This is a genomic window from Bacillus sp. FJAT-45037 (genome assembly GCF_002797325.1).
Taxonomy (GTDB): domain Bacteria; phylum Bacillota; class Bacilli; order Bacillales; family Bacillaceae_D; genus Alkalihalophilus.
Genome location: NZ_NISN01000004.1, coordinates 1 through 24,350 on the forward strand (window position 1 = coordinate 1; position 24,350 = coordinate 24,350).

The following is a 24,350-nucleotide window of genomic DNA, read 5'->3' on the forward strand; positions in this document are numbered from 1 at the left end:
ACCCAAAACAATGATTTGCAAGCAAAAGTAGATGAAGCTGCTCCATTTTTCAAATTGAAAGATGAGGAGCGTATGCAAAAAGAAGAAGAAGCAAAAGCTGCAGAAGAAAAACGTTTAGCTGAAAAAAAGGCAAAGCAAGAAGAAGAAGCAAAAGCTGCAGAAGAAAAACGTTTAGCTGAAGAAAAGGTAAAGCAAGAAGAAGAAGCAAAAGCTAAAGCGGAAGCAGAAGCAAAGATAAAGCAAGGCTATGATACGGGAATTACTTATAATCAGTTAGCGAGAACACCAGATGAATATACTGGTGAAAAAGTGAAATTCCGTGGTAAGGTGGTTCAAGTCATGGAAGGTGATGGTGAAACTCAAATTAGACTGGCTGTTAGTGACGATTACGACACTATTATATTTGGAGCATTTGATACTTCTATTATTTCATCCAGAGTTTTAGAAGATGATATGATTACTATTTATGGAACATCAACTGGATTAATTACTTACGATTCTACGATGGGTGGTCAGATATCTATTCCTGGTGTCATTATCGATAAGATAGACCAGTAACAAATATAAAAGCTCATGATAAACGAATAACTATGCTTCAACTTATATTGGTGAAAAGTAGATGCTAGTGAATGGAGAATGAGAGAAATATTTAACGGATATTAAGCTAACGAGGTTCTTTAGCTAAACTAAGGGTTGCTGCGGCAATCCTTTTTCTTGTTGTGCTAATAGCAAGAAGCGGAGGTTTTTTGAGTAAATCATGAATAGACATACAACCGCAAACACTAAGAATGGTTGTAGCTTGAGTTCTTGGAGTCCAACGCTTACGGATAGTTATTACAACGAACGTTCATTCCAACGTTTACTTCATCGATCCCAAATTATCTAAGTTGATGATTTATCGGAGTAATAAGAGCGAAATAGAGGCTGTCCACAAGGGCAGCTTCTATTTATATCTTCTTATTTTTTTAAAAAAACTAGACAGCATTAAAAACAAAACATTGTATGTAACCGATGAATTGTACATATTAGACTGAAATGAAAAAGAGAATTAGGAGAGTATAGTGGGAGTGGGTGTTGCGGAACTAAAGAGGATCGAGCGTACTTGACACAAAAAAGTGATTGTTTTTGCGTTCTTTTCGCCGTTCTTTTTTTTTCTGTTGTATGTCTAGCAGGTGTTTGTAACAATAACGAACATCTTTCATTTCATCATTACTTATACTTTTCATATGACAAACCTTGTTTCGGATCTGGATTAAGTTATAGAATTTTTCTATCGTAAGTGGTGTATCTATGGAACTTCCGTATTGGATCGTTAATTGGATCAATTCTGTAAGGTTCAGATCAACGTTCTTTATATGAGGCTTTAACGTTGATACTTTCAATTTTAATCTCGATTCAATTTCATAAATCATTTTGTACGCCTCAATATTTCTCTCGGGTGCATCGAACATGTTTGTATCCCCCTCAATTTTTGTTAAAGAATATTTCTACAAAATGATGAAGATTCCTTTTAACTTGCTGCAATCAGAAGATGAATTTCAATAAAAAAACTGCCTCAAATGGTAAAAGTCCATTTGAGGCAGTTTCATTATCGCTTAGATATTCGTAAGTGAAAATAACTTATAAAGAACAACGCCGTAAGTAAGTTATAAGGCTTGCGGCCTTAGCCGCGGGAGTGTCAATAAATAACCATATGACCCAAAGGTAGCTAAGAACTGACTCTAAATTTTTTAAATATGACCAGGAATATTGTAAATACCAGAAGAAGCAACAGAATGATGACCAGGAATATTGTAAATACCAGAAGAAGCAACAGAATGATGACCAGGGATATTGTAAGTATCAGAAGTAGCAACAGAATGAGAAACGCCACAACTAACGACACCTAATAAAATAACTTTCATTAAATAATTCTTTGTTTTTTTCATAATAAACATTACCATCCTTGTATGAATATTTTTATTTATATTTTATAATAACATAGTATATTATAGTTTGATTAATATCAATATATTATAATATTTTTATATAAATATTAATAAATAAAATAAATATTGATAAAAGCCGAAAGCATTATTATGCTTTCGGCTTTTATGATGGTCTTTGTGTAGAGAAATTATTAAAATAACTTTTTTCTGCTCATTTATTTAAATTAATTTTTCTAATTGCTCGTTTACAATATTTATCATATTATTATTTCCTTGAACTTTATATATAGAAAGAGCTGTCTGGATATTGGTTAAGCCTTCTTCCTTCTTATTAAGTTTAATTAAGTTATAACCTACTTGGTAGTAGCTATCGGCCAGTAAGTAAAGAGTATCCTTTTTTACACAAATAGATATAGCTTTTAAACAGTATACCTTTGACTCATAATATTTTTCTAAATACGACAGAGTTTGGGATAGGCCGAATAATATTTTTATTTCAGTTTGGTAATCACCTATATTTTCAAGTGTTAATAATTGTTCCCAAGCTTCTTTAAATAAATCATATGCTTTAGAAAAAAGTTTTTCTTCTTGATGAATTATTGCAATACTTGTTTTGATATTTATGTTTTGGAGTATATCAAGAAACGTGGTGCTCTCGATAATTAATTCCTCGAGGAGGCGAATGCTTTCCTCAAAGTTGTTAGAGAGATAATAAACCGATATACCTCTGTTCCATAATAGAAAACGCTGTTCATAGGGTGAAAATCTATGACGATTAACTTCTAATTCGTTTTCTACAATGTATTTAATAGACGTATAATTCCTCTGAGATTTTAACTGTTTAATCATATTTTGAATCTCATTAAAATGATCACTAGGTTTGTTAGGATTTAATTCAAAGAAATAATTCATATCAACTAATAATTTTTTGCTTATTTCAAATAAGACTGTGCATGAGGGGTTTAATGAGCCTTTTTCGATATTACTAATTTGAGCTTGCGTACATATACCTGAAGCTAAATCTTTCTGAGTAAGTCCAAGCTCTAACCTTCTTTTTTTAATATTTCCCCCAATATTATTTTCCAAATAATTCCCCTCCTCTAATATCCATCTCTATAATAATTATTAATTTATATATTGTTAAATAGTATTTTACATTTAATTATTGATCAATTAAACATACTTTATACATTCAGTTAATCAGCACTATAGTTTATAAGTATTCAGTAGGGTGAAATTACATAAATAATTACACATCTTTTACAAAAAGATAATTTCACATAGAAAAAGAAAGCAGAAAAGACACACTCTTATAAGCAACTATCATTTCTGAGGATTGTCAGCTATAAACTAGACAACTGTCTTAAGGTGTTCAAGTTTGAATTCGATTGGGCTTAGATAGCCTAAGGTTCCCTTCAAGGCAATCAAAATGACGGCCTCTAATGAATTTCGTTTTTATGACCTTAAAAGTGACTTCCTCCACCGCATTATCATAACATTCTTTCATACTTAACGAACTTTGGATATTAGATGTCGCTAATGCAACATTAATGAGCTTGTTTTTGAATTCACTTCCATGATCTATCTGCAAAAGCTTAATCTTAAATAGGTGCGTTTTTATAGATGTTATAGCACGATAAACTATTAAAGCATTTTTATGAGGACCGACACTATATCCATTGAGTTTACGGTTAAAGAGATCAATAAATACACATATGTATTGCCATTTTTTATTGATTCTCACATAGGTTAAATCACTTACAACGATTGATATTGATTCACCTTGAGTGAATTGGCGGTTAACTCATTTTTTTGCTCTGATTCGTTTGTTCCGCTAGTATGTGTTTTGAATTGTGCTAGGGTATAGTTAGAAACCAGTCCCTGTTCTTTCATTATGCGTCCTATTCGACGTCTAAAAATGATCTTTCCACGTTTGTTTAATTCTTTTTTATTCTTACGAGTCCCATAGTTTTGGAAACTTGAATGGGAGATCTCTATATAATATCTGAGGATGGCTGTTATTGGTTTATCAATTAACCTTCGGCATAATCATAAATAGAGGATTCTTTTATTTTGAACCACACAGTTTGAGAATCATTTCCTCATTATCCTCCCAGATAGGATTTTCAGTAAAACTCTCACCCAGTTGAGCTGCTTTTTCAAGAGTATCTCTTATCAAGGTGGTATCGGCTGAGTCATATATGCTGGTTGTTGTAGCATTTACATGGCCGAGAAAGTGCTTTATATAGGAAAGAGGGGTATCTGATTAGTACAAATGCATGGCCCTGTAATGCCTAAATAAATGTGCATATACTCTATCAGGAACTTCTGGACAAAGAATTCTTGCCTGAAATTTCATAATTATCGGGTGACATAGCACCCATTTTCTCTTTAATTACCGTATAAAACAGATAGTCATCAGTGTTTGTAGGATATGTTCAAACCGATCCATACCGATCCATACCGATAGACTGTAGATGCGCTATGTTGAATTGGTTATATTGCTTCCTTAGTTTGGGTAATCAACTCAGTCAGTAAAATTTCTTTCATGTATTTTGCCTCCATAATTAAACTTCGGAATAATCCTTCGGTTTGCGGACACGGCTTGGAACAATCACTTTATGATAATAATCAGTTAGCTCTTTATAGGCTTTCTGCAGAACTGGTTCACCTCGTAGAGGTTTGGTGACACCCACTTTCAGATTATCAGACCCCATCGTCTCAGGTACGCCTCCAAAATACTCCCAAGCATGAATATGCGCAGTAAGACAGTTTGGAGACTTCATGTCTATAAACGCTTTAACATAGCTGTACTGACTGTTGGGCAGCGTAGCGATAAACAAAACTGGTATCTCTCCCCCTGTGGCTCGGTCGTGTAGAACCTGGCCTGCCCAGTCAACTTCAATAACTTCACCAGGCTTACGACGTATTGGCATTGTCGTCTTATATTTCTTTGCGTAAATCCCTTCAGTGTAACTTTTTTCTTTTGAAGTTCTTTGTGTATCTTTTCACAGTCTACCGGATAATAACCTTTCTCTAAAAGAAATGTCATGCAATTACGCAGTCTTCTCAATTATACAGGGAGGTAATTATTTATATAACACAAGTGGCGCACTTTGTGGCTTTCTTATCCGCAATAGGTGCCTCAAAGTTTGCACTAGTGGTTCATTCTGTCTGCAATATTCACTTTGCAAACCATACTTGTGACTCAAGGGTTGATAGGTTGTGAATATATGTTTCTTTAATAATGATATTGACTTTTTATATAAAATAATTATACTTAGCATAAGTATTATAATTAATTTATATACTTAATATTTTGAAAGGAGGAATAAAAATGAAAATTGAAGAATTAGAGCTAGAAGTAGAACTAGATGAGCTAGTACACCGTTGCTAATAAAAAGGTACATAATTATAAATGAAAGGAGGAATAAAAAATGAAAATTGAAGAATTAGAGCTAGAAGTAGAACTAGATGAGCTAGTGCACCGTTGCTAATAAAAAGGTACATAATTATAAATGAAAGGAGGAATAAAAAATGAAAATTGAAGAATTAGAGCTAGAAGTAGAACTAGATGAGCTAGTACACCGTTGCTAATATTTTTATTGAGGAGTAGGTATTAATATCTACTCCTCAAATATTAAATAAGGAGTAGATTATTATGCAAGAATATATTTTTAAAGATTATGTTTCTATAGTTAATGATGAGGAATATCTATATATTTTGGGTGAAAAGGTAATAAGAATAGAAAATAATTCTTTGAATTCTAGAGTTATAAACCTCTATAAAGATGGTACAAATCTAGAGGAAGTTGCTAAACTTATAGGAAATGAAGATGTTAACAGGCTTCATAAGATATTTTTGAATAATAATCTCGTTTCCCAGAAATGGAGGCATGATTTTAAAGATACTATCGTTGAAAAACAACTTTATCATTTTGAGAAACACAATGTTGATCCGTCAAAATTGCAAAAGGAAATTACAAAATTGAGAATAGGAATAATTGGAGCAGGTGGGTTGGGATCTATAATCGTACAAAATCTGATAGGAGCAGGTTTTTCTAATTTTACAATAATAGATTATGATGAAGTTCAAATACATAATTTAAATCGTCAATACACATTCAATTTAGAATCTATTGGGAAGTTGAAAGTAGATGAGATAAAGAAATACATAAATTCAATTAATACGAAATGCAAAGTTACTACCTATAATTTAAAAATAAACACTCAAGATGACTTGAACTTTCTTCAAGACCACGACTTAGATTTAATAATTAATGCAGCGGACCAACCATATAACATATCTGAAATTGTATTTGATTATGCGATGAAGTCGAGTGTAGCTTTTATTACAGGTGGAGTAGGTATTAAAGGTGGGTTTTGGGGGCCATTAATTGATAGTGAATTGTATAATCGGGGAGTTAGACATTCTACAAACCAGCTTAACAGAAAACCTATAAAAGGGTCAATGGGGGCTACAAACTCCATAATAGCTAGTTTATTAGCTTACGATATAATTAGATATTTTACAGGGGAAGAAGTTTATTGTTATGGTCAAAAAGTTTTTATTGATCTGAAAGATCTTACTTTTAGAAAAGAAAAAATGAAAGAGCTGATTTAATGATCTCTTATTTCAGAGAAGAGCCGACCCGAGAGGATCAAGTTATAATAGAGATTGATAGTATCCCCGATATGCTAAATCCGGTTGTTACTCATGATTACACAAGTAGATTTATCTGTAGTGCAATGTACCAACGCTTAAACGAAACAAATTGCGAGATCCTTGATATGAATTCAACTGTCTACAATATTACACTAAAAGAAAACTATATAGGAACAGCTCAAGAACTTAAAAATTGTATCTTATATCATTTAGATAGAAATAATAAGAGTAATTATTTAAGGCAATTACTTATGATCAAAAATTCTTATTCTTTCGTTGTGAATCAATCTTCAGTTAATGATATAGGTATAACTGTTAAAGATGATAAAGTACTGGAAATTGAACTGGAATATCCTAATGTATCTTTTGTTAATACAATTCAGAACTTGTATATAGTACCTATGGAAGATGGGGAACCTATACAGAATGGTCCCTACATATTAGAAAAGGTAGAACATGATAGCATACTTTTGCTTAGAAACACTAAATTTATAACTCATGACAATTTAGATGGTATGAAGTTAGTAGATAAAATAATTTTCAAGTTGAATACTAATCCACTAAATAGTATCTCCATGTACTCCAGAGGAGAGATTGATGTCACATGCCATACACAATTTTTACATACTAATTCTCACTTAAAAAAATACTTAGATTTCCAAGAAAAGAAATCACCAATACTTTATACGTTATATATATCTAATAAGAGGTTACAAAGGTTAGTAACTAGCCTAATTAATAAGAAATCTTTGGCAAAAAAACTAAAGGAGGTAGTAGTTCCTTTAGATACTCTTACTGGGGATATTAATTTTAGTAGGCAAGAATCAAATTATTTAGTACGTGATGTATTTGATCAAAAGGTAATAAAGATAGCTTATGCTAATTATTACCCTAATAATTATATTGTTGAAAATATTGTTAGACAACTGAACAAGATAGGTATTAAGTGTGAAATGCATGTAGTTAACGACTTTAGAGATTATCTCAGACTTAATAAAAAAGATTATGATATATCACTACATTTAGTACTCCCTTTAAATAACACTCCTGTTAGTTATGCAAGAACATTCCTGTTTGATATAAATAACCGTGTTAAAAAACAAAAAATTATTGAACAAGTAAATCAAGTACGGTTAGAAGAATTAAATAATTTATTAGTAGAGACTGATAATTATATTCCATTGTTTATGGGAAAAAGTATGTATATGAAAAGATTAAATATAGTTAATTTTTATTTAGGAACTGATGGTTATCTTGATTTAAAATCGTTATGTGTAAAGTTTTATAATCGATAGTTAGGTGTGTGGAAAATGCGTAATAAGAACTTAATATATATTACTGGTTTTTTTGGTAACTTTTTTTTTGAAAGAGGAATTTGGATACTTTATTTATTAAGTATAAATTTCACAATGTTTCAAGTTGGTATTTTACAAGCGGCTCTTAACTTGTCAATGTTTCTTATGGAAGTTCCATCAGGAATTATATCAGATAAGTTTGGTAGGAAAAAAGCTCTTTTAATAGGTCATTCTATGATTGTTGTTTATTTATGTATATTCTTGCTTTCAAGTGATTTTTATATTTTGCTTTTAGGTCATGTTATATTTGGTGCCGGTTTAACATTTATATCCGGAACAGATCAAGCTTATTTATATGATTCCTTAAAAACTGAAGGAAAAGAAAAAGCGTACGGGAAAGCTATTGGCACTTATAATGCAATTGTCATTACAGCGTTGGCTATTGCAATAGGAATTGGTGGATTCATGCAAGAGTTATCTTGGTCTTATGTGTTCATTGGAGGTATTATTGCGCAATCGCTTGCGATATTTCTACTTTTATTTTTGAAAGAAATTAATTTTAAAGCCATTGATGCTAGTAAAGGAGAAGGTATCTTATCTGAGCTATCAAATTTCTTTAAATTAAATACAAATTTTAAATTTTTAGTCATTTCGTTTTCGGTATTTTTTTCTGTCACATCTGTTTTTTATATGTTTGGGCAAGAAATGTTGAATAATTCAGGAATGTTAGTTCGAGATATTGCTATTTTATTTGCTGGTTTATCAATTTTACAAGCAATATTGTCGATATTTTCATACAAATTTTCAGAGAAATATACTGCGAAGAAAGTTTTAATCCTGACTTTTAGCATAATTGGTGCTCTATATATTTTTATAGCATTCAACAATTTGTTACTTACAATTATAAGCTTTGTAATAATTAATGCTCTTTATGAATTGGTAGACCCAATATCAAGTAAAGTGATTAACGATGAGATTCCTTCAAGAATGAGAGCAACTATTCTATCTTTAGTTAACCTAGTGACTTCTTTATTAATGTTCATCTTGTTCCCTTTGATGGGCTATGCTGCGGACATTGTTGATTCTACTGTCATTTTATCTGTATTAGGAGTGCTGTCAGTTATTACGTCGATTGTTACAATTATAGTATTTTACAGAATGAAACCCAACAAAGTTAGCACTTCTAATTCAATTGCTTAAAAGATAAGGAGTGAGCACATGATCAATGTTTCTAGAGTTTCTAAGAACTACACTGGAGAACCAGTATTATGTGATGTTTCTTTTACAGTGAAAAAAGAAGAGAAAATTGCAGTAGTAGGGCCGAATGGTTCAGGTAAATCTACATTGTTAAATTTAATTGCAAACAGAGATACTCCTGATAGTGGTCAAATTGCAGTTGACAAGGATAATAATATTGGAGTGTTAGAACAGATACCTAATGAACAATTTAACCTTTCAGTGAGGCAGGTATTAAAAAGTAGCTTTAGCTATCTTGAAGACTTATCTAAAGAAATAAAAGGCTTAGAAGATAAGATGGCTAGAGAGTCAGATAATGAAAGCTTATTAGATATTAACCTAAAGCGTTATGGTAAAAAAATAGAAGAATTCGAAAGGCTGGGAGGGTATAGTATCGAGTCTTCTATTAACTCTGTCGTAGAAGGTCTTGGAATTAATGGAATTATTAATAATCAATATGATACTTTAAGTGGTGGAGAAAAGACAAAGGTTGGACTAGGTAAATTATTACTTAGTCGGCCAGAAATTTTATTATTAGATGAGCCAACTAATCATCTGGATGTCCATGCTATTGAATGGTTAGAAGATTTTGTTAAAAGTTATAAAGGTACTGTACTATTTATATCTCATGATAAAACGTTTTTGAGTAATGTGGCTGAAAAGATAATAGATATTTACGATAATGAAGTAAAAGTGTGGTCATATAAATATAATGAATTTTTAATTGAGAAAGAAAAATTCCTTCTTAATGAATTCAATAGATATACTGAACAACAAAAAAAGATAAAAAAAATGAAAGAAGCTATTAAAACGTTAAGGGAATGGGCTAACCGTTCAAAACCCCCATCAGAAGCATTACATCGAAGAGCAACAAATATGGAGAAAGCATTAAATAGAATACAGAAAATACAAAAACCTAAAATGCAAAATGATGTTATTAAAGATGATTTTGAAAAAAGTAACAGATCATCTAATACTATTTTTTTAATCGAAAATGCAAAAAAGCAATATGGTGATAGGATATTGTTTGAAAATGTAAATTTATACATAAATTACGGAGAAAAAATAGGTATTGTGGGAAATAACGGTACAGGGAAATCTACTCTAATTAAATGCTTATTAGGGAATGAAAAGCTTACAAAAGGAACAATTAAATCAGGAAACAATTTGAATATAGGCTATATTAGTCAATCACTTTTAGAGATGGAATCTGATATGACCGTGTTAGAAGCATTTCGAGAAGGTCTAGTTATTGAAGCCGGAGAAGCAAGAAATATATTGGCGAGATTTTTATTCTTTGGATCCAACGTGAATCAGAAAGTTAAAAATTTATCAGGTGGGGAACGAATGCGTTTACGTTTAGCTCAATTGATGCAAATGCCAATTAATATTTTAATATTAGATGAACCAACAAATCACTTAGATATTGAGACACAAGAGATCATCCAACAGTGTATTGAAGATTTCTTTGGAACAGTTTTATGTATATCGCACGATCGTTCTTTATTAAATAGTCTTGAAAGTACATTATGGATCGATAAGGGTTTAATTGAGAAATATAAAGGACCTTACTTTTACGCTAAGGAAAAAAAAGAGAAAGCAAGCAGCAATTAATTAATTGCCGCTTGCTTTTTTATTACAAATGATGCCATAGGAAAATATTTTGTCTGTTCTAATAAGTCTTCAATCTTCATCTTCATAACTATACTGTTGAATATATTTTCTAGTAAACTACTGTCTTCGTTAGATAATTTCGGTAAGTTAACGACGTCTCTGTAATAGTAGTATTCACTTAGTAGTATTTCTAAAGCTAATTCTTTAATTTTGAGTGAATCATTAAGTGTCAAATTTGAATTATTTACAAGTGATTTTTCTAGTTCTTTGCGTGTGAGAGATTTATATGTAGTTGGGTTCTCGATTGCGGTAAAACCAGAAGATAAATAAAAAGGTACAAATCTTCCTAAGGCAGTTCTAGATTCAACATAAGTGCAATTAAGCTCCATATTTTGAACATTTAATAAGCTTTTTGTGAGACCTATACCTCTATATGCTGGGTGAACTATAATTCTAGCATTTACCCTAAGTAGTTCATTCACTTCTTTGAATAAAGTAATATTATTCCATTTATCTGAGTAGGGCCTAATAAAAACACTTACTCCTAGTACATCATTTTTATTTTTTATAATGTAATATTTAGGATCATACTTTGAATAAGATGCATCTGGGAAATAATGATATTTTTTTAGGGATAAATAATGACTATAGTCTCCTTCTGCTAACGTTAATTCTTCAATGAAATCCAATTTAGGCAATGGATTCTTATTAATAATATTCTTATATGTACCATTTAAATCAAGTATAATAAGTTGCCCAGGACTTAAAGAGCTTACTAGATCATCATGTGGAGTAGCAACAACTAACTTGATTTTTTTTCTCCTACAGATTTTTTGTAAATTGTAGGCTACTACTTTAGCTGTCAATCTATCTAAATTTGTTAGAAATTCATCAACTACAATAATTGCAGGGTTTGATTCCAAAGCCTTAGCTAATTTAAATCTGAATTTTTGACCGTCAGATAGCTCTGTATAATTTTTAAGATAGATATATGCCTCACTAAGCCCCACTTGACTTAATAAGTTTATTGCATCGGTAAATGATTGACCAATTATATTAATGATTGCAGTGCTTTTATTAACTGGTTCTTTGAGAGTAGTTGCATTGGTATGATTCAAGAATAAATTCAAAAGATATGACTTACCACTACCGCTATACCCTGTAATGTAGGTTATATCATCTTTAGTAATAATGACCTCTCTTTCGTAAAAGTCTTTAGGTAATTCACTTAATCCAAAAGTCTCATATACTAAATCTTCTCTTAATTTGTTCATACTTCACCCCTATATAATTATACTATATAAATTGATTATATAGTATAATTATATTATATAAAAGGGGGTAATTAAATGCAATATAGCGATATTTCATTATTTTTGGATGTGCATATGATATATAACTTTGCGGTTAATTCAAATGACGACGAAATTACAATGGTTCTTAAGGTTGATGAAGAAGTAGAAATTTGGAGGTATTCCCTAGAAAAAAAACAAATAAGCAAAATAGTAACGTTAAATAATAAATGTTATTCAATTCTTGTTGATGTTAATGATAGATTATACGTCACAGTCGATGATAATGGTAACGAAAATAGGCGGTTATTGATTCTAAATAAAAATTCTAACATATTCAAAAACGCAGGGGGTGAACATGTCAATTATATTGGCTTAATATATGATGAAGATGAAGGGAAGATATATTTTTCAAATAATAAAAATAAGTTCTCAATTGAAGAAAGAAATCTATTGGAAAAGGAGAGTAAAACTTTATTGGAAGATACAAAACCAATATATCTTCTGACTAAATTTAAAGATAAAATGGTGTACCTTAAACATTTAAAAAATAGCCATAGAATAGCCTACTTTTATTCTAATGGAGAAAAATATCCCCTAATTAAAGATGATAAAAATGAGTTTTTAATTAATGATGTAGAATTTGTGGGCGAGGATAAAATTTATTTTGCATCAAATTATTTAGGTGAATACTCTAACCTTTACATTTTTTATACAAAGACAAAAGTTGCAGAAAAAATATTGGAAATAAACAAAGAAGATATTAAAGCTATATATAAATTTGATAATCAGACTTTACTTTTAAAAACAGTAAACAAAACAGAAGAGTTCTTATATTTTTATAACACAGTAACTGGAAATTTAGTGAACATAAATTCACCAATTACAAATATAGCTAAAGTTATTGTAAGGGAAAACAAGATATACATATTAGGAGATTCTGCAAGTATCCCACCAAATATATTTAAATATTCGAACGGCCAATGGGATAACTTAACAAAATTTAGGACGGATTATAAATTAGTTAAACCGCAGAAAGTAATGATAAAATCTATAGATAACTTAATTTTTGAGAGTTTATATTACAAAAATGCTAATAAATCAGAAAATGCTATTATTTGGTTACATGGAGGTCCACAATCTATAGAAAAGAACTATTTTTGTGGATATCATCAATTTTTTATTAAAAATGGATTTGATATAATTACTCCAAATTTTAGAGGATCAAAGGGGTATGGGAGCGAGTTTATGAAAAAAGTTGAAGGTAACTGGCTTGCCCCTATTATTGATATAAGAGCTACAATTGAGTTTTTGATACGTAATAGGTATAAAAATATAGTCTTAATGGGAGCAAGTTACGGTGGATATTTAGCGCTAATGACAGATATAGAGACACACTATAAAGAGGTTAAATGTTCAATAAATCTTTATGGACCTACTGATTTAATTCATTTTATTATGAATGCACCGGCCAGAATGCGATATTCACTAAACAAGTGGATAGGAGACATAGAGACTGAAAAAGAGAGGTTATGCAATGAGTCACCTGCTTATAGATTTCACGAAGCAAGAAATCCTATTTTAAATATTTACGGTGAGAATGATCCACGAGTCAAGTATAAAGAGGATAAAGATAGGATAAAAAGCTCATTAATTAATGATATAGTTATTGCCGGTGAAGGTCATGGTGTATCTAGAAAAAATAGTGAGATAAAAGTATATAACAGTATATATCAATTTATTCAGAAATCTATTAGTAAGTAAGTTATGATGAGAGTAATGTAGAAATGTATCGAACCGTTGGACTTCTTAAATGCACAATAGAATGTCTAGTTGTGTTCTATTAAAAGCAATGGTATGTTGGTTTTCATAACCTTCACGTAAAGATGTTCGTACGCACTTTAATAAGTGTATAATTCTAAATCAAGAAATCAAGAAATCAATAACAACAAGGCATAAAATCTTTCGCTTTCAAAAGGAATTCATGTAAGGTCACCTATTATTGTCCTATCCAGATCAAGTTTTTAAAAAGAAAAGTTTTCTAACAGGTTCGTTTTTGGCATAGAAAACCATTACTTTCAACTGAAATAACGAATCTCTTTTATAACATTCAAACGAATGTATTGGAAATGCAATGATTATGAGGGTTTCTCAAATAGCATTAACAATCAAAATTGGTTGGATGGAAGAGCGACCAGGCAGTGGATAGAGAAGAATTATAAAAAAATAAGTGATAAATGCGCTGTTTCAATATAAGGAGCTGCGCATATTACTCTAGATATGAACTTAAAATGACGTTTGAATCGTCTATGATCTGTGTAAAGGCTTCTGTATATAGATTCCAACTCTCATTAGCTTCTTCTTGAGCAGCATCTTCACCACCTCCGCAACCTCTAAGTAATAATAATGTAAAACCGCTTACTAGAAATATCTTTTTCAATTTACATTCTCCTTTCATAGAAAACGGAAAACCCCCTTCTAATGTAAGAATACATTAGAAGGGGGTTTCCCTTGACTAGATTTGTAACTATTATACTATTAAAAATGAATCATTGAAAGTAATTGTAAAAATATGAAACCTTTATTGATTCATTAACTGAATAGCTTGTCATCCCAATGTAAGGAAGCATCATTCTTCTTCTGTAGATGTTTACTTACATACCCCTCGGTTGTTGTTCTAGAAGAATGACCTACTGTATGCTGCACTTGTTCAATAGGCAGTCCAAGCTCCATTACGCAGTAGTTGACGAAAAAATGCCGAAACCAGTGAGGACTTATATTACCATCTTTACGATCTAGCCATTCAAACTCACTCTTTTTAATTATCTTAATGATGTAGTTACTTAAATACTTATACGAATAAAAGTGAGCTTTGTTTGTAGTGAACAAAGGTTCTCTGTTCTTAGGATTTAATTCGCATGATACTCCTCTTCGCTTTCTAAAACGTAGAATACTCCTCATGGTAGGTTCCATTAACCGCGCATGACGTTCCACGCCACCTTTACCTATGACTTTTAAGTAATAGCTTCCTTCCTTCACACTCGAATCTTGATAGATATTTCCCCAGGTAGCTGTAGCGATTTCATTTACACGTAGACCAGTTGTTGCAAGAGTAATTAGCAATGCGTGATTAATAGGATGCTGCTCGTAAAAAGATAGAAGAGACTGGACTTCTTCTAAACTAAGAAAACGATCTGGCCGTTCTTGTTTACGTGTGGTGCTCTTTTTAAATGAGACATGAAGCGGGTATTCAATGACATCTTCATCATAAATCCACCTTAAAAACCCTTTGACCACAACGTTCTTTCGTGTACGAGTAGAAGAGGGATACCCGACTTTCCCATCGTTCCGCTTCAATTGTTTGAGCCATTCTTGGTATTGTCTGATATGACGTTTTTCTACTCGTTTAAGGTAAGAAGGCAGTTCTTCATCCTCGGTCTGTTCATTAGAGATGAGGAAATTAATGAAAGTGTAGAATTGCAGAAGATCACGAATATATTCCTTCTTGGTTTGTTCCGTTTTATTCTTGCTCTCATCATCGTAGGTTGGCTTATGTAAGTAATAATAGATAAGTTCTTGATCAGTGAACGAGTCGAAAGAGGATAAGGCTTGGCGTTCATTATCATCCAACTTAAGTTCAAGATGATCATAGAGACTACTATCTAAGAATGATCGATAAAGAGATACAAGATTGGATTGGTCTTTATATAGTGAATTTTTTGTATTTACTAAATCAAGTGTATTATTAGTTGATTTAACCATTAAGTTATCACCTCATACCTATTAATAAATATATATATAATATTAGATTATCATAATTTGTCACTTGTTTTAAATAAAGATAGAGTATGTTTGTAGATAAAGAGAATAACAGCTAATTTTTCTAGCGATAATTTATCTTTAAATAAAGATAAATTATATGAATTCAATACTGATTTTACATCGTAATGATATTTAAATAGTTATTATATGTGGATGTTTTTATATTTGAATAATCATTCATTGTTTGTTTTTGTATGAGTACACCTTTAACTATATTTGTTCTTTGTAGTAAGATAAGTATAAGAATAGAGCATATAGTATTTATATATGAAAAAAGAAGGGGCGATAAAAAATGGATAAAAGCAGCAACAATATTCTAACGTTCAGTGATGAAGAAATTCTAAATAGGTACGAATTATTTGTTAGCCAATTTCTCATTGGCGAAGAGAAGGTGAAGAGAAAAGAAATATTGCCGCGATTTTGGACAATTAGTGTTCTGGAAAAGGACTTTAACGTGTCAATTGAGTTGAAAAATATCGGGGATTGGCATGGAGTCGCACAATGGTGCGCGGTTGTTACAGAACCAAGCGGAGATCAATCAAACTATCTTCTATTTGATCGAGAAATGAAAGAATGGGCGACGGAGCAGAGGGAGATTAGAGGTTTAGATTAATCAAATCCCTACAGAACAGGAGGAGGAAGAATGCTTACTCATTTCACATTTGTATTATCTGAACAAGTTTTAAAGCAGACAGAGGAAACAAATGCCGTTTTGTTTACTGCTTCAAAAAAAGAAGGCAAAAATGAAGTGTACGATATCATTTGGGAACAAAACGGACAGAAAGGTGAAAATAATTACCGAGCTGATGAAGTTAAAGAGTTTATAGAGATCGGTGATTGGATTGTGATTAAAGAGGGGGAAGAAGCATGAATGCAAAAGCAGCAGCAGAGATACTACGTGTGAGTCTAACCACGATATCGACGTATATAAAAGAAGGTGTGTTGATCCCTGACAACATGGATTCATGGCATATCGAAGGTGAGTACATCATTCCTGATGAGCAAGTTGTTGAGTTAAAAGAGAGGTTATATCCAGGAGGGCTTACAACCAAACAGACGTCTGAATATGTAGGGAACGGATGTAAACCATATCAAATCTTAGCAGCCATCAATAAAGAAGAATTAACCGTCAAAGTCAGTAACGTATTAAGTAAGCCTGTTTACTATGTCCAAGAAGATGAAAGGCTTGAACAGTTTAAACAGAAGTTCTTATCGAAAAAGAATAGAAATAAAAAGCATTTTGATTCACAGCAAAGAATCTTTCTTTACCAGTCCTATCGAGATAAACAGTCGGGCGAAGTGGTACGTGTGATGTCTATTGATAAAGAGGAAGGATATGCTCTAAATGCGATGGCTGAACGTGTTCCTTTAACTCAGTTGCCATTTAATTATGAGCCACTGACTACCTATAACATCGGTAAGTTAAATAACCGGATAGGGGAAGTGACCTTTAGTTTTATTATACCTAGTCATATTCGTGCTTTAACCTACGCGTTTATTGAAAAGATTGCTGAAGAAAGTGGAGTGCGAAACTATTCTATAGAAGAAACAGATCAGAAGCTGATCGTCAAATGCAAACCGTTCCTTATCCGTTTCGATGAAGGAAGTGTGGATCACGACTTGTTGGAACATGCAAAACGCTCGTTGGTAAGTGGGAAAGTACAGGAAAGAAAAGAAGACTTTTTCTTCGCGAGTACAGATCGCAAGGTTAGCTTGGTGTTGGATGAAGATCTGTTTGCTAAGATGGAAGAGAAGGCAAAAGTCGAAGGGATGAACCTAGAAACGTTTATTCAAGAGAAGTTATATAGGTTACTAAAAGAAGAATGGACTGGAGGTGCTGCGCGTGAATGGAATGAATGATGATACGGTATGGGAAAAAGAACATTATAAAAACGCAATCAAGTTGACCAGAGAACGCACTTTGAAAAAAATATTCTCGCAAGAAGTACCTACCCGATTTCAATTACTGCCTACCGACCTCCAGACGTTTTTTATGAAACTACAGAATAAAGAATTTAAATTATTTCCTTTTCGAGTATATGGACTTTCGGATAACCAAAAAGAGAACGAATTAGCCACCATTAATGACCTTCGTATGCACTCATTTACACTTTATAATAAACATGCTATTGCTACACTATTTGTTTTTGAAATGAAGGATTCTCGTGTTCAGTCAGCCCCCTTTGTTCAAGTGGCGATTGAGAGGGTGTATTCAACCAAGAAACAGTAATTAGTTATTTTCTGGTATGATTTTATTGTGAATATCTATGAGATTGTGAAGTAAAGTACTTAAAGTGACAAAGCAGATTAGAACCATTTTAATACCAAAACAATGTAATAAGTCATTAACCATTATTATGTTCTCGTTCAACTAGCATTGTAAGTAAAACATAAAATGGATAATTTTGATATAATTGTTAGTGAAGTAGTGATGAATTTGGAACTGCATACATGTGTGCTGAAGAATTTGTTCTTATGACACGTAAAAATGATTAAATTAGAATTGGGGGTAGATGTCGATATGAAAATGTCAAAAATACTAGCCACTTTGTTAAGTTGTAAGCTAGCAAATTCAGCGTTTTTGTTTTAATGTGTTAATGTCAGATTATTTCAATAACAATGTTTTTAATAATGACATTTAATTTTAACTTTGTTAGGATTATACATAAAATGAATTTCTTTTAGTTAAAAGGAGAGTGATGGTCATTTCGTTAATAATATTAATCATGTCAACAATAATAGTTTTCTTGGTGCTTACAACGTTGGTTTTACTTAGCTTTGTTTTGAAATATAAAAAATCTAAGATGTATACAGGCATGTTTAAACATACTGTTGAGCTTAACAACAATAAGCTATCGAAAGCTATGATTTTCCCAATAGTCGTTTCTCTGTCCTGGTTTCTACTTTTTTTTCTTACTAATTAACAAGAATCGACCCATTGTAAAATATTACATTATTGTATATAATCTACAATGAAGGGAGGAGAATCTATGAAAAATAGATTTTTGTTAAAAAGAATAGTAGTTTGCTTTATGATTTTTTCATTTGTAATCAGTAGTTTTACACCCATGACACAAGCACAAACGGTTGATTTTGATGAGTTACAAGTAAAGGAACTTAGCAAACGGGAAGTTAGAGGGTTACAAAATGATATTAACCAGCTAGAAGATTTTCGCGCATTAATTAGTTATCTAATTAAAGAACGTGAATTACCGGGAAATTCAAATGCGAACATCAACGCTTTTGTAAAAGAAGTAACTAATGCATATGGCTTCTCTTACGATACTGAACAAGGTCGTTCTGCTGAGTTACATTTAAAAGGATTGGATGCTGCTATTTTATTTACTGAGAATAGCTCAAGAAGTATCTTGGGAGCAATGATTGAAAGAGAAGTACAAGGAAATACTTATGTTGAAGCTTATGATGTAATTAATGGAGTTGTTTATCATACATCAACTATGGAAGTTTTTGAGGGAGAATCACGTCCTGAAAACTTAAGAAATGAGTCATTGCATGTGATCGAAAACAACCAAGGTGTGATCCATTATCACGATAGCCCTTTTATTGAACAAGCAAAACTTACAGATTCAACGGGTGAAGGTTGTACGCAAGAGGGTGAATTTACTATTCAATCGTGTTCAATCTGTACCAATGTTTGTGCTTGGGTAGTGCCTAGTATAACATGTTCAATTGGAAGTTATGCTTATTGTTCTTGGGCTATTGCTAGAGTTGGTGGCGGACCTACAGGATTAGTGATCTGTGGAATCATTGTAGCCTTATCTTGTGGTGGTGGTTTCCACTTTACTTGTCCAGTGTTTTGTGAAAATTATGGATATTGTTAATATTAAGATCAAGAGAAGTATCAAATAGGTGGAAGATACATAAAATGGAGCCTATTTCGAGGACAATTATAAACAAGAGGTTATGTAGCCAAAAGATGATTCCTATATTAAATAGGGGTCATCTTTTTTAGTTTCAGTGATTTAACCTTATCAGAAATGGATACTTTTTTTCATTTACTTAAGCAATAATGATTCATTCAAAAACTTATAAGATAGCCATTAGTAGACAACTAATGATTTTTTATGAAAAAATCAGGTGAATTTTTTATCGTTATAGAGTTGATTCATTAGCTCATTTGCACAATAGTCACCTTGTGGTAAAATGCAGTATCAATTAATCCAAGAGCTGGACTAATATATCTAAATAGAGTTTCACCCTCCTGTGTCAATGTAACGCCTTTTGAGGTTCTAACAAACAATTGAATATCAAGGCTTTCTTCCAACTGTTTGATTGAAAGATACGGTCACAGTCAATATTAAGGATCATATAGTTCAACATTCATATGTACTTTTAACTTTAGAATTAATGGAGAAATTTGGTGAAAAAGTTCAATATGATAATGGACTAAAGAAAATAGTAGTATATCCTTCGAGGTACACTCCCCAAGATGTAAATTTAGAAGCGGATGTATCAACTGCTTGTTACTTTCTTGCCCTTGCAGCAGTGACAAATGGTAGAATACGAATTGATAATCTAACTTTTGCAACAAGGCAACCAGATATTAAAATGGTAGATGTCCTTGAACAAATGGGATGTAAAGTAACAACGGGTTCATCATTCATTGAATTAGAGGGGGTAACCCAATTAAAAGGTGGATTTGAAATTTCTATGAGGGAGATGTCTGATCAGACTTTAACTTTGGCAGCAATTGCTCCATTCGCAGATGGACCAATAACCATTAAAGATGTTGAACATATACGTCATCATGAATCGAATCGAATTAGTGTAATATGCGAATCACTATCTAGGTTAGAGGTTAAAGTAGAGGAATTTAAAGATGGATTAAAAGTGTATCCAGGTAACCCGAAGCCAACTTTACTAAATACGCATGATGATCATAGAGTTGCAATGTCATTAGCACTTATCGGTTCAAGAGTTGATAGGATACAAATAAATGATCCAGGATGTGTTTCTAAAACTTGTCCTCAGTATTTTACGTTGTTGGAAAGCTTAGGTTTAAACATAATTAAACATTAATTAATTTCCGAGGGCGATTCTTCAGAAGATGGTCGTCTTTTTTAATTCCATAAAAAAGACTGTGAAAAAATATACTTAAAGTAACGGGTGCATTCCTTCAACAAGGGATGCTTTTTTTGTCAAATTTAAGGAAATCAATGTTGAACTAAAGGAGTAGTAGAGTTTAAGAAGGAAATTTTTTCATGGTAAAATGTTTTAGTGGGAGGAATTTTGTTGTGAAGAAATTATTATCGTCATTACTTTTGGCTTTTTTTAGTGTTACTTTGATCGCTTGTCAATCTCACAATGAAGAGATGACATTATTAGATAATGTATCAAGTATTTTAATTTCTAAATCTAATGGTTATGGAGGGTTAAATGAAAACTATTTCCTTTCGATTAACCAAGAAGAAACTATATCAGGTTTTGAGGAAGTTCTAAAAAATGCAAAAGGAATAGGTCAAGAGATGGAGGTGACTAACGAAAAACCTGACTACGATATATTGATTCGTTATGAAAATCGGGAGACTCATGGATTGCACCTCCTGTTTGGAAATACATGGGAAGAAAGCGTAATAATGTATATCGGTCACGAAAAAAATGGCTATATTGTTTCTCCTGAAGATGCAAGCGAATTAAGAAAGTTATTAGGTGCTCATTAAAACCTATTAAGCTCTAACGGGTAGCGATGATTTAACAAGGTCAGCGCACTTATTGTTGCACTAGCGTGCGAACATTAGCTCTTATTATAATATAAGAAAAGAGGAATAATAAATGAAAAAAATCGATTATTTAGAATTGGGCCATTTTACAGATGAATACATGGATGTTTTGAATTCCTTTGAACTGGCTAAAGAGCAAATTCAATTTACATCGTTACCAATTAATTATAAAGAAATAATAGAAGGTCAGTATCGGATTGTTATACTGAATCATATGGTACCAGTGGGCTTCTTTTTATTACACTCAACTGACAGAGTAAAAGATTATTCAGATAATCCGCAGGCTATGTTACTAACAGCACTATCAATTAACCAAGCTGAACAAGGAAAAGGCTATGCGAAGCAATCTATGTTATTGCTAAGAAGTTTTGTTACTGTCGAATTCCCTAACTGTAATGAAATTGTTTTAGCTGTAAATCAGAAAAATAAACCTGCTCAAGAACTGTATTTAAAAGTTGGATTTCAAGATACAGGAGTTAGAAAAATGGGCCCGTAGATATACTTTGACAGCAAGTAAAGAACAGATTGAAGAACAGCTCGGTGTTCAATTAGATGATTATCAACCAAGGTACAATATAGCTCCCAGTCAGCCTGTGTTAAGTTTAATTTCAGATGGAGAAAATAGGAGAGCTGGATACTTAAAATGGGGTCTTGTTCCTGTATGGGCAAAAGATCCAAAGATAGGACATAAGATGATTAATGCTCGTGGTGAAACAGTGGATGAAAAACCTGCTTTTAAACGATTACTTAAACGCCGCCGTTGTTTAATTGTAGCCGATGGCTTTTATGAGTGGAAAAGAACCGAAGAAAAAAAGAAGCCATATCGAATCACTGTAAATGATGGTATTTTTACCTTTGCAGGCTTATGGGATAGGTGGGAGTCTGATGATAAGGAAATTGTTTCTTGTACCATACTTACAACAAAGCCTAATGAGTTTATGAAAGAAATTCATGATAGGATGCCAGTGATTTTGGGAGGAAAAGATAGGAATATGTGGTTAGATCCATCTATTGAGGATAAAGACATCTTAACCCAACTTATAAAAGCATACCCTGCTAAAGATATGGATGCATACGAAGTATCACCTCTGGTTAATAATCCAAAAAATGAGACGTCAGACTGCATCAGATCGATAGTAGAGTAATCATCTGTTGTCGATCTATTTCTAAAGTGCTAATAATATCTATCTAAAAAAGAGTGCCCAGTCTTAAATGATTGGACACTTTTTTTAAGTTAATTCTATATGGAAAAACTAATCTCAGCGTACAACTTGTTTAATTTTCTTAGCTTTTTTAACCGCTTTTTTAAGCTCGGCAGCTAACTCTTTCGATACATCTTTCATATAAATCACCTCGTCCATAGAATAGTAGTAACAGTATGGCCAACTTATTGACGGTGTATACGCATACTCCTCTCTTCCCTCTCATACAATGTACCAACTATCCGAAAAACCAACTTACCCAAACTTATAATCAAATTTCAGCCAAAAAAGAAGAGGGGGAGAAGGGGCATGAGCTCTTTTAAACTAGACGTCGAATCTAATAAGAATCAAAGTAAGCAACGATTTCAGTTAGAACTTCTGCAAACCTCAAATAATGAAAGAACTGATCTACTGGAGCAAAAGAAGAAAAAGGATCGTAAAGTAAGAAGTGATAAAAAGGTAGACATAAAGACCCCTATTACTATGGAACAAAAACAAAAACTAATGATCTTAGCAAGGCAGGAAAGTGTTAAAGAAGGGGTGCGAGTATCCATTACACAAATGGCTTCAAGGCTTGTCCAAGAGGGATTATTTACATACGAGTCTTTTCCTGATTGTGAGTATGATCCAAATTGTAAGAGTGTTCATGTGAAATTAACTCAATTCTTTTCCGATCAATTATTTAACTTTGAGTTGGAATGGGATGTGGCCAAACGAGTAGCGGCAGCGCGAGTGCTTACCTATATGTTAAAAGTGAGAAATATAGATGAAGTATAGTAAAGCGGACTTAATCGGAGAGAAGCAATACTTGAATAGTGGAGAAGCCTCTTGGAAATACAAACTTCTTTTTAAATGGTTTCCTTCTAAGGAGATCAACCTTGCGCTACACCTTCCCGAAAGCTATCTAGAACGTGCATGGTTACTGTGCCAAGATATAGAACGCATTACAGAGGAAGAGGGGCTGACACCAAAGATTTTATTGAACGTACTAGTGAGAAGCTTCTTGCTTGAGCTTGCTAAGAAAGGATCGATGCCAGCATATGAATACCTTCTTGAACGGTATTCAAAGGTGCTACAAATTGCACATTATCAATCTGATCGTGTGGATGAATTTGAATTGTTTGATAAGCCGAATGAACCGTTGGCTAAATATCAAGTCACGTTAGACTACGATACAATTTACCGACTAGAGTGGTTCTTAAAGGAGCTTCACTTATTAGTAGATCATACCTTATCAGTTGAGAAGGTATTGGAGATTCTGTTTTGCTACATGATTGAGTTAGTTCAGAAGGGGAATGGCGCAAAGTTTTGTAGGGCGTTAATTGATTATGTGAATAGCGTAAATGAATAGAAATAGCGTGTTACGGAACCATTTCGTAACACGCTATTTTTGATTAACAAAAATCAATTAGCAATATCTAACCGGATGTTGAATTACATCAGGTTGATGTACAAAATAACTCTGTTCATCATTACATGGTGTACCTCTCTTTTTCTATGAAGGGAGTACCTCCCCAAAAGTCGAATTAGTTAAGTGACCAAACCAAACTATAC

The 24,350-nt window shown here is 32.4% G+C and carries 27 protein-coding genes; 17 read left to right on the forward strand and 10 right to left on the reverse strand.

The genetic code is table 11. The features are described 5' to 3' along the window. Positions 1-558: toxin regulator (locus CDZ88_RS16565; RefSeq protein ID WP_100374741.1), on the forward strand; the 558-nt coding region annotated here is incomplete at its 5' end. Between the two features lie 524 nt (positions 559-1,082). Here CDZ88_RS16565 and CDZ88_RS16570 read toward each other — a convergent pair. The 6 genes from CDZ88_RS16570 to CDZ88_RS16595 form a co-directional block, all read right to left on the reverse strand. Next, positions 1,083-1,451, reverse strand: a complete 369-nt coding sequence (locus tag CDZ88_RS16570) for a hypothetical protein (protein WP_100374742.1) — start codon at positions 1,449-1,451, stop codon at positions 1,083-1,085. A gap of 279 nt (positions 1,452-1,730) precedes the next feature. Continuing rightward, a complete protein-coding gene (locus CDZ88_RS16575) occupies positions 1,731-1,928 on the reverse strand; it encodes a hypothetical protein (RefSeq protein ID WP_157796586.1) in 198 nt (65 codons plus the stop codon). A gap of 219 nt (positions 1,929-2,147) precedes the next feature. Further along, the gene (locus CDZ88_RS16580) at positions 2,148-3,014 is read right to left on the reverse strand and encodes a helix-turn-helix domain-containing protein (RefSeq protein WP_157796587.1); all 867 of its coding nucleotides are present in this window, start codon (positions 3,012-3,014) and stop codon (positions 2,148-2,150) included. A 286-nt stretch (positions 3,015-3,300) separates the two neighbouring features. Next, on the reverse strand, positions 3,301-3,702 hold the full coding sequence (locus CDZ88_RS18080; RefSeq protein ID WP_100374745.1) for a DDE-type integrase/transposase/recombinase: 402 nt from the start codon (positions 3,700-3,702) through the stop codon (positions 3,301-3,303). Beyond that, positions 3,687-3,962 carry an IS3 family transposase gene (locus tag CDZ88_RS18085; RefSeq protein WP_100374746.1) on the reverse strand — a complete coding sequence of 92 codons (276 nt, stop codon included), beginning with the start codon at positions 3,960-3,962 and terminating at the stop codon, positions 3,687-3,689. Before CDZ88_RS18085 ends, CDZ88_RS18080 begins: the two co-directional genes overlap by 16 nt. Positions 3,963-4,495: 533 nt before the next feature. Then, positions 4,496-4,771 (reverse strand): hypothetical protein, encoded by a 276-nt coding sequence (locus CDZ88_RS16595; RefSeq protein ID WP_157796589.1) that lies wholly within the window; start codon positions 4,769-4,771, stop codon positions 4,496-4,498. 818 nt (positions 4,772-5,589) lie between these two features. Between CDZ88_RS16595 and CDZ88_RS16600 the strand changes: the two genes are divergently transcribed. Genes CDZ88_RS16600 through abc-f form a run of 4 tightly spaced genes read left to right on the forward strand, consistent with a single transcriptional unit; the run spans position 5,590 to position 10,739 of the window. Next, positions 5,590-6,552: a ThiF family adenylyltransferase gene (locus tag CDZ88_RS16600; protein WP_100374748.1), complete on the forward strand. Its 963-nt coding sequence runs from the start codon at positions 5,590-5,592 to the stop codon at positions 6,550-6,552. Further along, positions 6,552-7,889: an ABC transporter substrate-binding protein gene (locus tag CDZ88_RS16605; RefSeq protein WP_100374749.1), complete on the forward strand. Its 1,338-nt coding sequence runs from the start codon at positions 6,552-6,554 to the stop codon at positions 7,887-7,889. Before CDZ88_RS16600 ends, CDZ88_RS16605 begins: the two co-directional genes overlap by 1 nt. Positions 7,890-7,904: 15 nt before the next feature. After that, a complete protein-coding gene (locus CDZ88_RS16610) occupies positions 7,905-9,089 on the forward strand; it encodes an MFS transporter (RefSeq protein ID WP_100374750.1) in 1,185 nt (394 codons plus the stop codon). Positions 9,090-9,107: 18 nt separating this feature from the next. Further along, a complete protein-coding gene (abc-f, locus tag CDZ88_RS16615; protein WP_100374751.1) occupies positions 9,108-10,739 on the forward strand; it encodes a ribosomal protection-like ABC-F family protein in 1,632 nt (543 codons plus the stop codon). Here the strand turns inward: abc-f and CDZ88_RS16620 are convergent. After that, positions 10,736-12,013, reverse strand: coding sequence for a hypothetical protein (locus CDZ88_RS16620; RefSeq protein WP_100374752.1), 1,278 nt, complete (start codon positions 12,011-12,013; stop codon positions 10,736-10,738). The genes abc-f and CDZ88_RS16620 overlap by 4 nt on opposite strands. A gap of 75 nt (positions 12,014-12,088) precedes the next feature. Between CDZ88_RS16620 and CDZ88_RS16625 the strand changes: the two genes are divergently transcribed. After that, on the forward strand, positions 12,089-13,795 hold the full coding sequence (locus CDZ88_RS16625) for an alpha/beta hydrolase family protein (protein WP_100374753.1): 1,707 nt from the start codon (positions 12,089-12,091) through the stop codon (positions 13,793-13,795). 505 nt (positions 13,796-14,300) lie between these two features. Here CDZ88_RS16625 and CDZ88_RS16630 read toward each other — a convergent pair. Further along, positions 14,301-14,471, reverse strand: coding sequence for a hypothetical protein (locus tag CDZ88_RS16630; protein WP_157796590.1), 171 nt, complete (start codon positions 14,469-14,471; stop codon positions 14,301-14,303). A gap of 152 nt (positions 14,472-14,623) precedes the next feature. After that, the gene (locus CDZ88_RS16635; RefSeq protein ID WP_100374755.1) at positions 14,624-15,793 is read right to left on the reverse strand and encodes a tyrosine-type recombinase/integrase; all 1,170 of its coding nucleotides are present in this window, start codon (positions 15,791-15,793) and stop codon (positions 14,624-14,626) included. Between the two features lie 352 nt (positions 15,794-16,145). On the opposite strand from CDZ88_RS16635, the gene CDZ88_RS16640 reads away from it, so the two are divergent. The 5 genes from CDZ88_RS16640 to CDZ88_RS16665 all read left to right on the forward strand — a co-directional run bounded on the left by CDZ88_RS16640 (position 16,146) and on the right by CDZ88_RS16665 (position 19,695). Then, positions 16,146-16,466 carry a hypothetical protein gene (locus CDZ88_RS16640; RefSeq protein ID WP_100374756.1) on the forward strand — a complete coding sequence of 107 codons (321 nt, stop codon included), beginning with the start codon at positions 16,146-16,148 and terminating at the stop codon, positions 16,464-16,466. A gap of 30 nt (positions 16,467-16,496) precedes the next feature. Then, on the forward strand, positions 16,497-16,724 hold the full coding sequence (locus CDZ88_RS16645; protein WP_100374757.1) for a hypothetical protein: 228 nt from the start codon (positions 16,497-16,499) through the stop codon (positions 16,722-16,724). Next, positions 16,721-17,713 (forward strand): MerR family transcriptional regulator, encoded by a 993-nt coding sequence (locus tag CDZ88_RS16650; protein ID WP_100374758.1) that lies wholly within the window; start codon positions 16,721-16,723, stop codon positions 17,711-17,713. The genes CDZ88_RS16645 and CDZ88_RS16650 overlap by 4 nt, the downstream gene beginning before the upstream one ends. Further along, positions 17,697-18,083, forward strand: a complete 387-nt coding sequence (locus tag CDZ88_RS16655) for a hypothetical protein (RefSeq protein WP_100374759.1) — start codon at positions 17,697-17,699, stop codon at positions 18,081-18,083. The genes CDZ88_RS16650 and CDZ88_RS16655 overlap by 17 nt, the downstream gene beginning before the upstream one ends. Before the next feature lie 760 nt (positions 18,084-18,843). Further along, positions 18,844-19,695 (forward strand): hypothetical protein, encoded by an 852-nt coding sequence (locus tag CDZ88_RS16665; RefSeq protein WP_100374761.1) that lies wholly within the window; start codon positions 18,844-18,846, stop codon positions 19,693-19,695. A 287-nt stretch (positions 19,696-19,982) separates the two neighbouring features. Here the strand turns inward: CDZ88_RS16665 and CDZ88_RS16670 are convergent, their stop codons facing one another. Beyond that, entirely contained in the window at positions 19,983-20,138 is a 156-nt protein-coding gene (locus CDZ88_RS16670; protein ID WP_332849234.1) for a hypothetical protein, read from the reverse strand. An 8-nt stretch (positions 20,139-20,146) separates the two neighbouring features. On the opposite strand from CDZ88_RS16670, the gene CDZ88_RS16675 reads away from it, so the two are divergent. The 6 genes from CDZ88_RS16675 to CDZ88_RS16700 all read left to right on the forward strand — a co-directional run bounded on the left by CDZ88_RS16675 (position 20,147) and on the right by CDZ88_RS16700 (position 24,147). Then, entirely contained in the window at positions 20,147-20,893 is a 747-nt protein-coding gene (locus CDZ88_RS16675) for a 3-phosphoshikimate 1-carboxyvinyltransferase (protein WP_100374763.1), read from the forward strand. Positions 20,894-21,108: 215 nt separating this feature from the next. Then, entirely contained in the window at positions 21,109-21,534 is a 426-nt protein-coding gene (locus CDZ88_RS16680; RefSeq protein WP_100374764.1) for a hypothetical protein, read from the forward strand. A gap of 112 nt (positions 21,535-21,646) precedes the next feature. Continuing rightward, positions 21,647-22,090: a GNAT family N-acetyltransferase gene (locus tag CDZ88_RS16685; protein ID WP_100374765.1), complete on the forward strand. Its 444-nt coding sequence runs from the start codon at positions 21,647-21,649 to the stop codon at positions 22,088-22,090. A 7-nt stretch (positions 22,091-22,097) separates the two neighbouring features. Beyond that, positions 22,098-22,739 carry an SOS response-associated peptidase gene (locus tag CDZ88_RS16690; protein WP_232718768.1) on the forward strand — a complete coding sequence of 214 codons (642 nt, stop codon included), beginning with the start codon at positions 22,098-22,100 and terminating at the stop codon, positions 22,737-22,739. Between the two features lie 366 nt (positions 22,740-23,105). After that, a complete protein-coding gene (locus tag CDZ88_RS16695) occupies positions 23,106-23,573 on the forward strand; it encodes a hypothetical protein (protein ID WP_100374766.1) in 468 nt (155 codons plus the stop codon). Beyond that, on the forward strand, positions 23,563-24,147 hold the full coding sequence (locus tag CDZ88_RS16700) for a hypothetical protein (protein WP_100374767.1): 585 nt from the start codon (positions 23,563-23,565) through the stop codon (positions 24,145-24,147). The genes CDZ88_RS16695 and CDZ88_RS16700 overlap by 11 nt, the downstream gene beginning before the upstream one ends. The last annotated feature ends 203 nt before the right edge of the window (positions 24,148-24,350 follow it).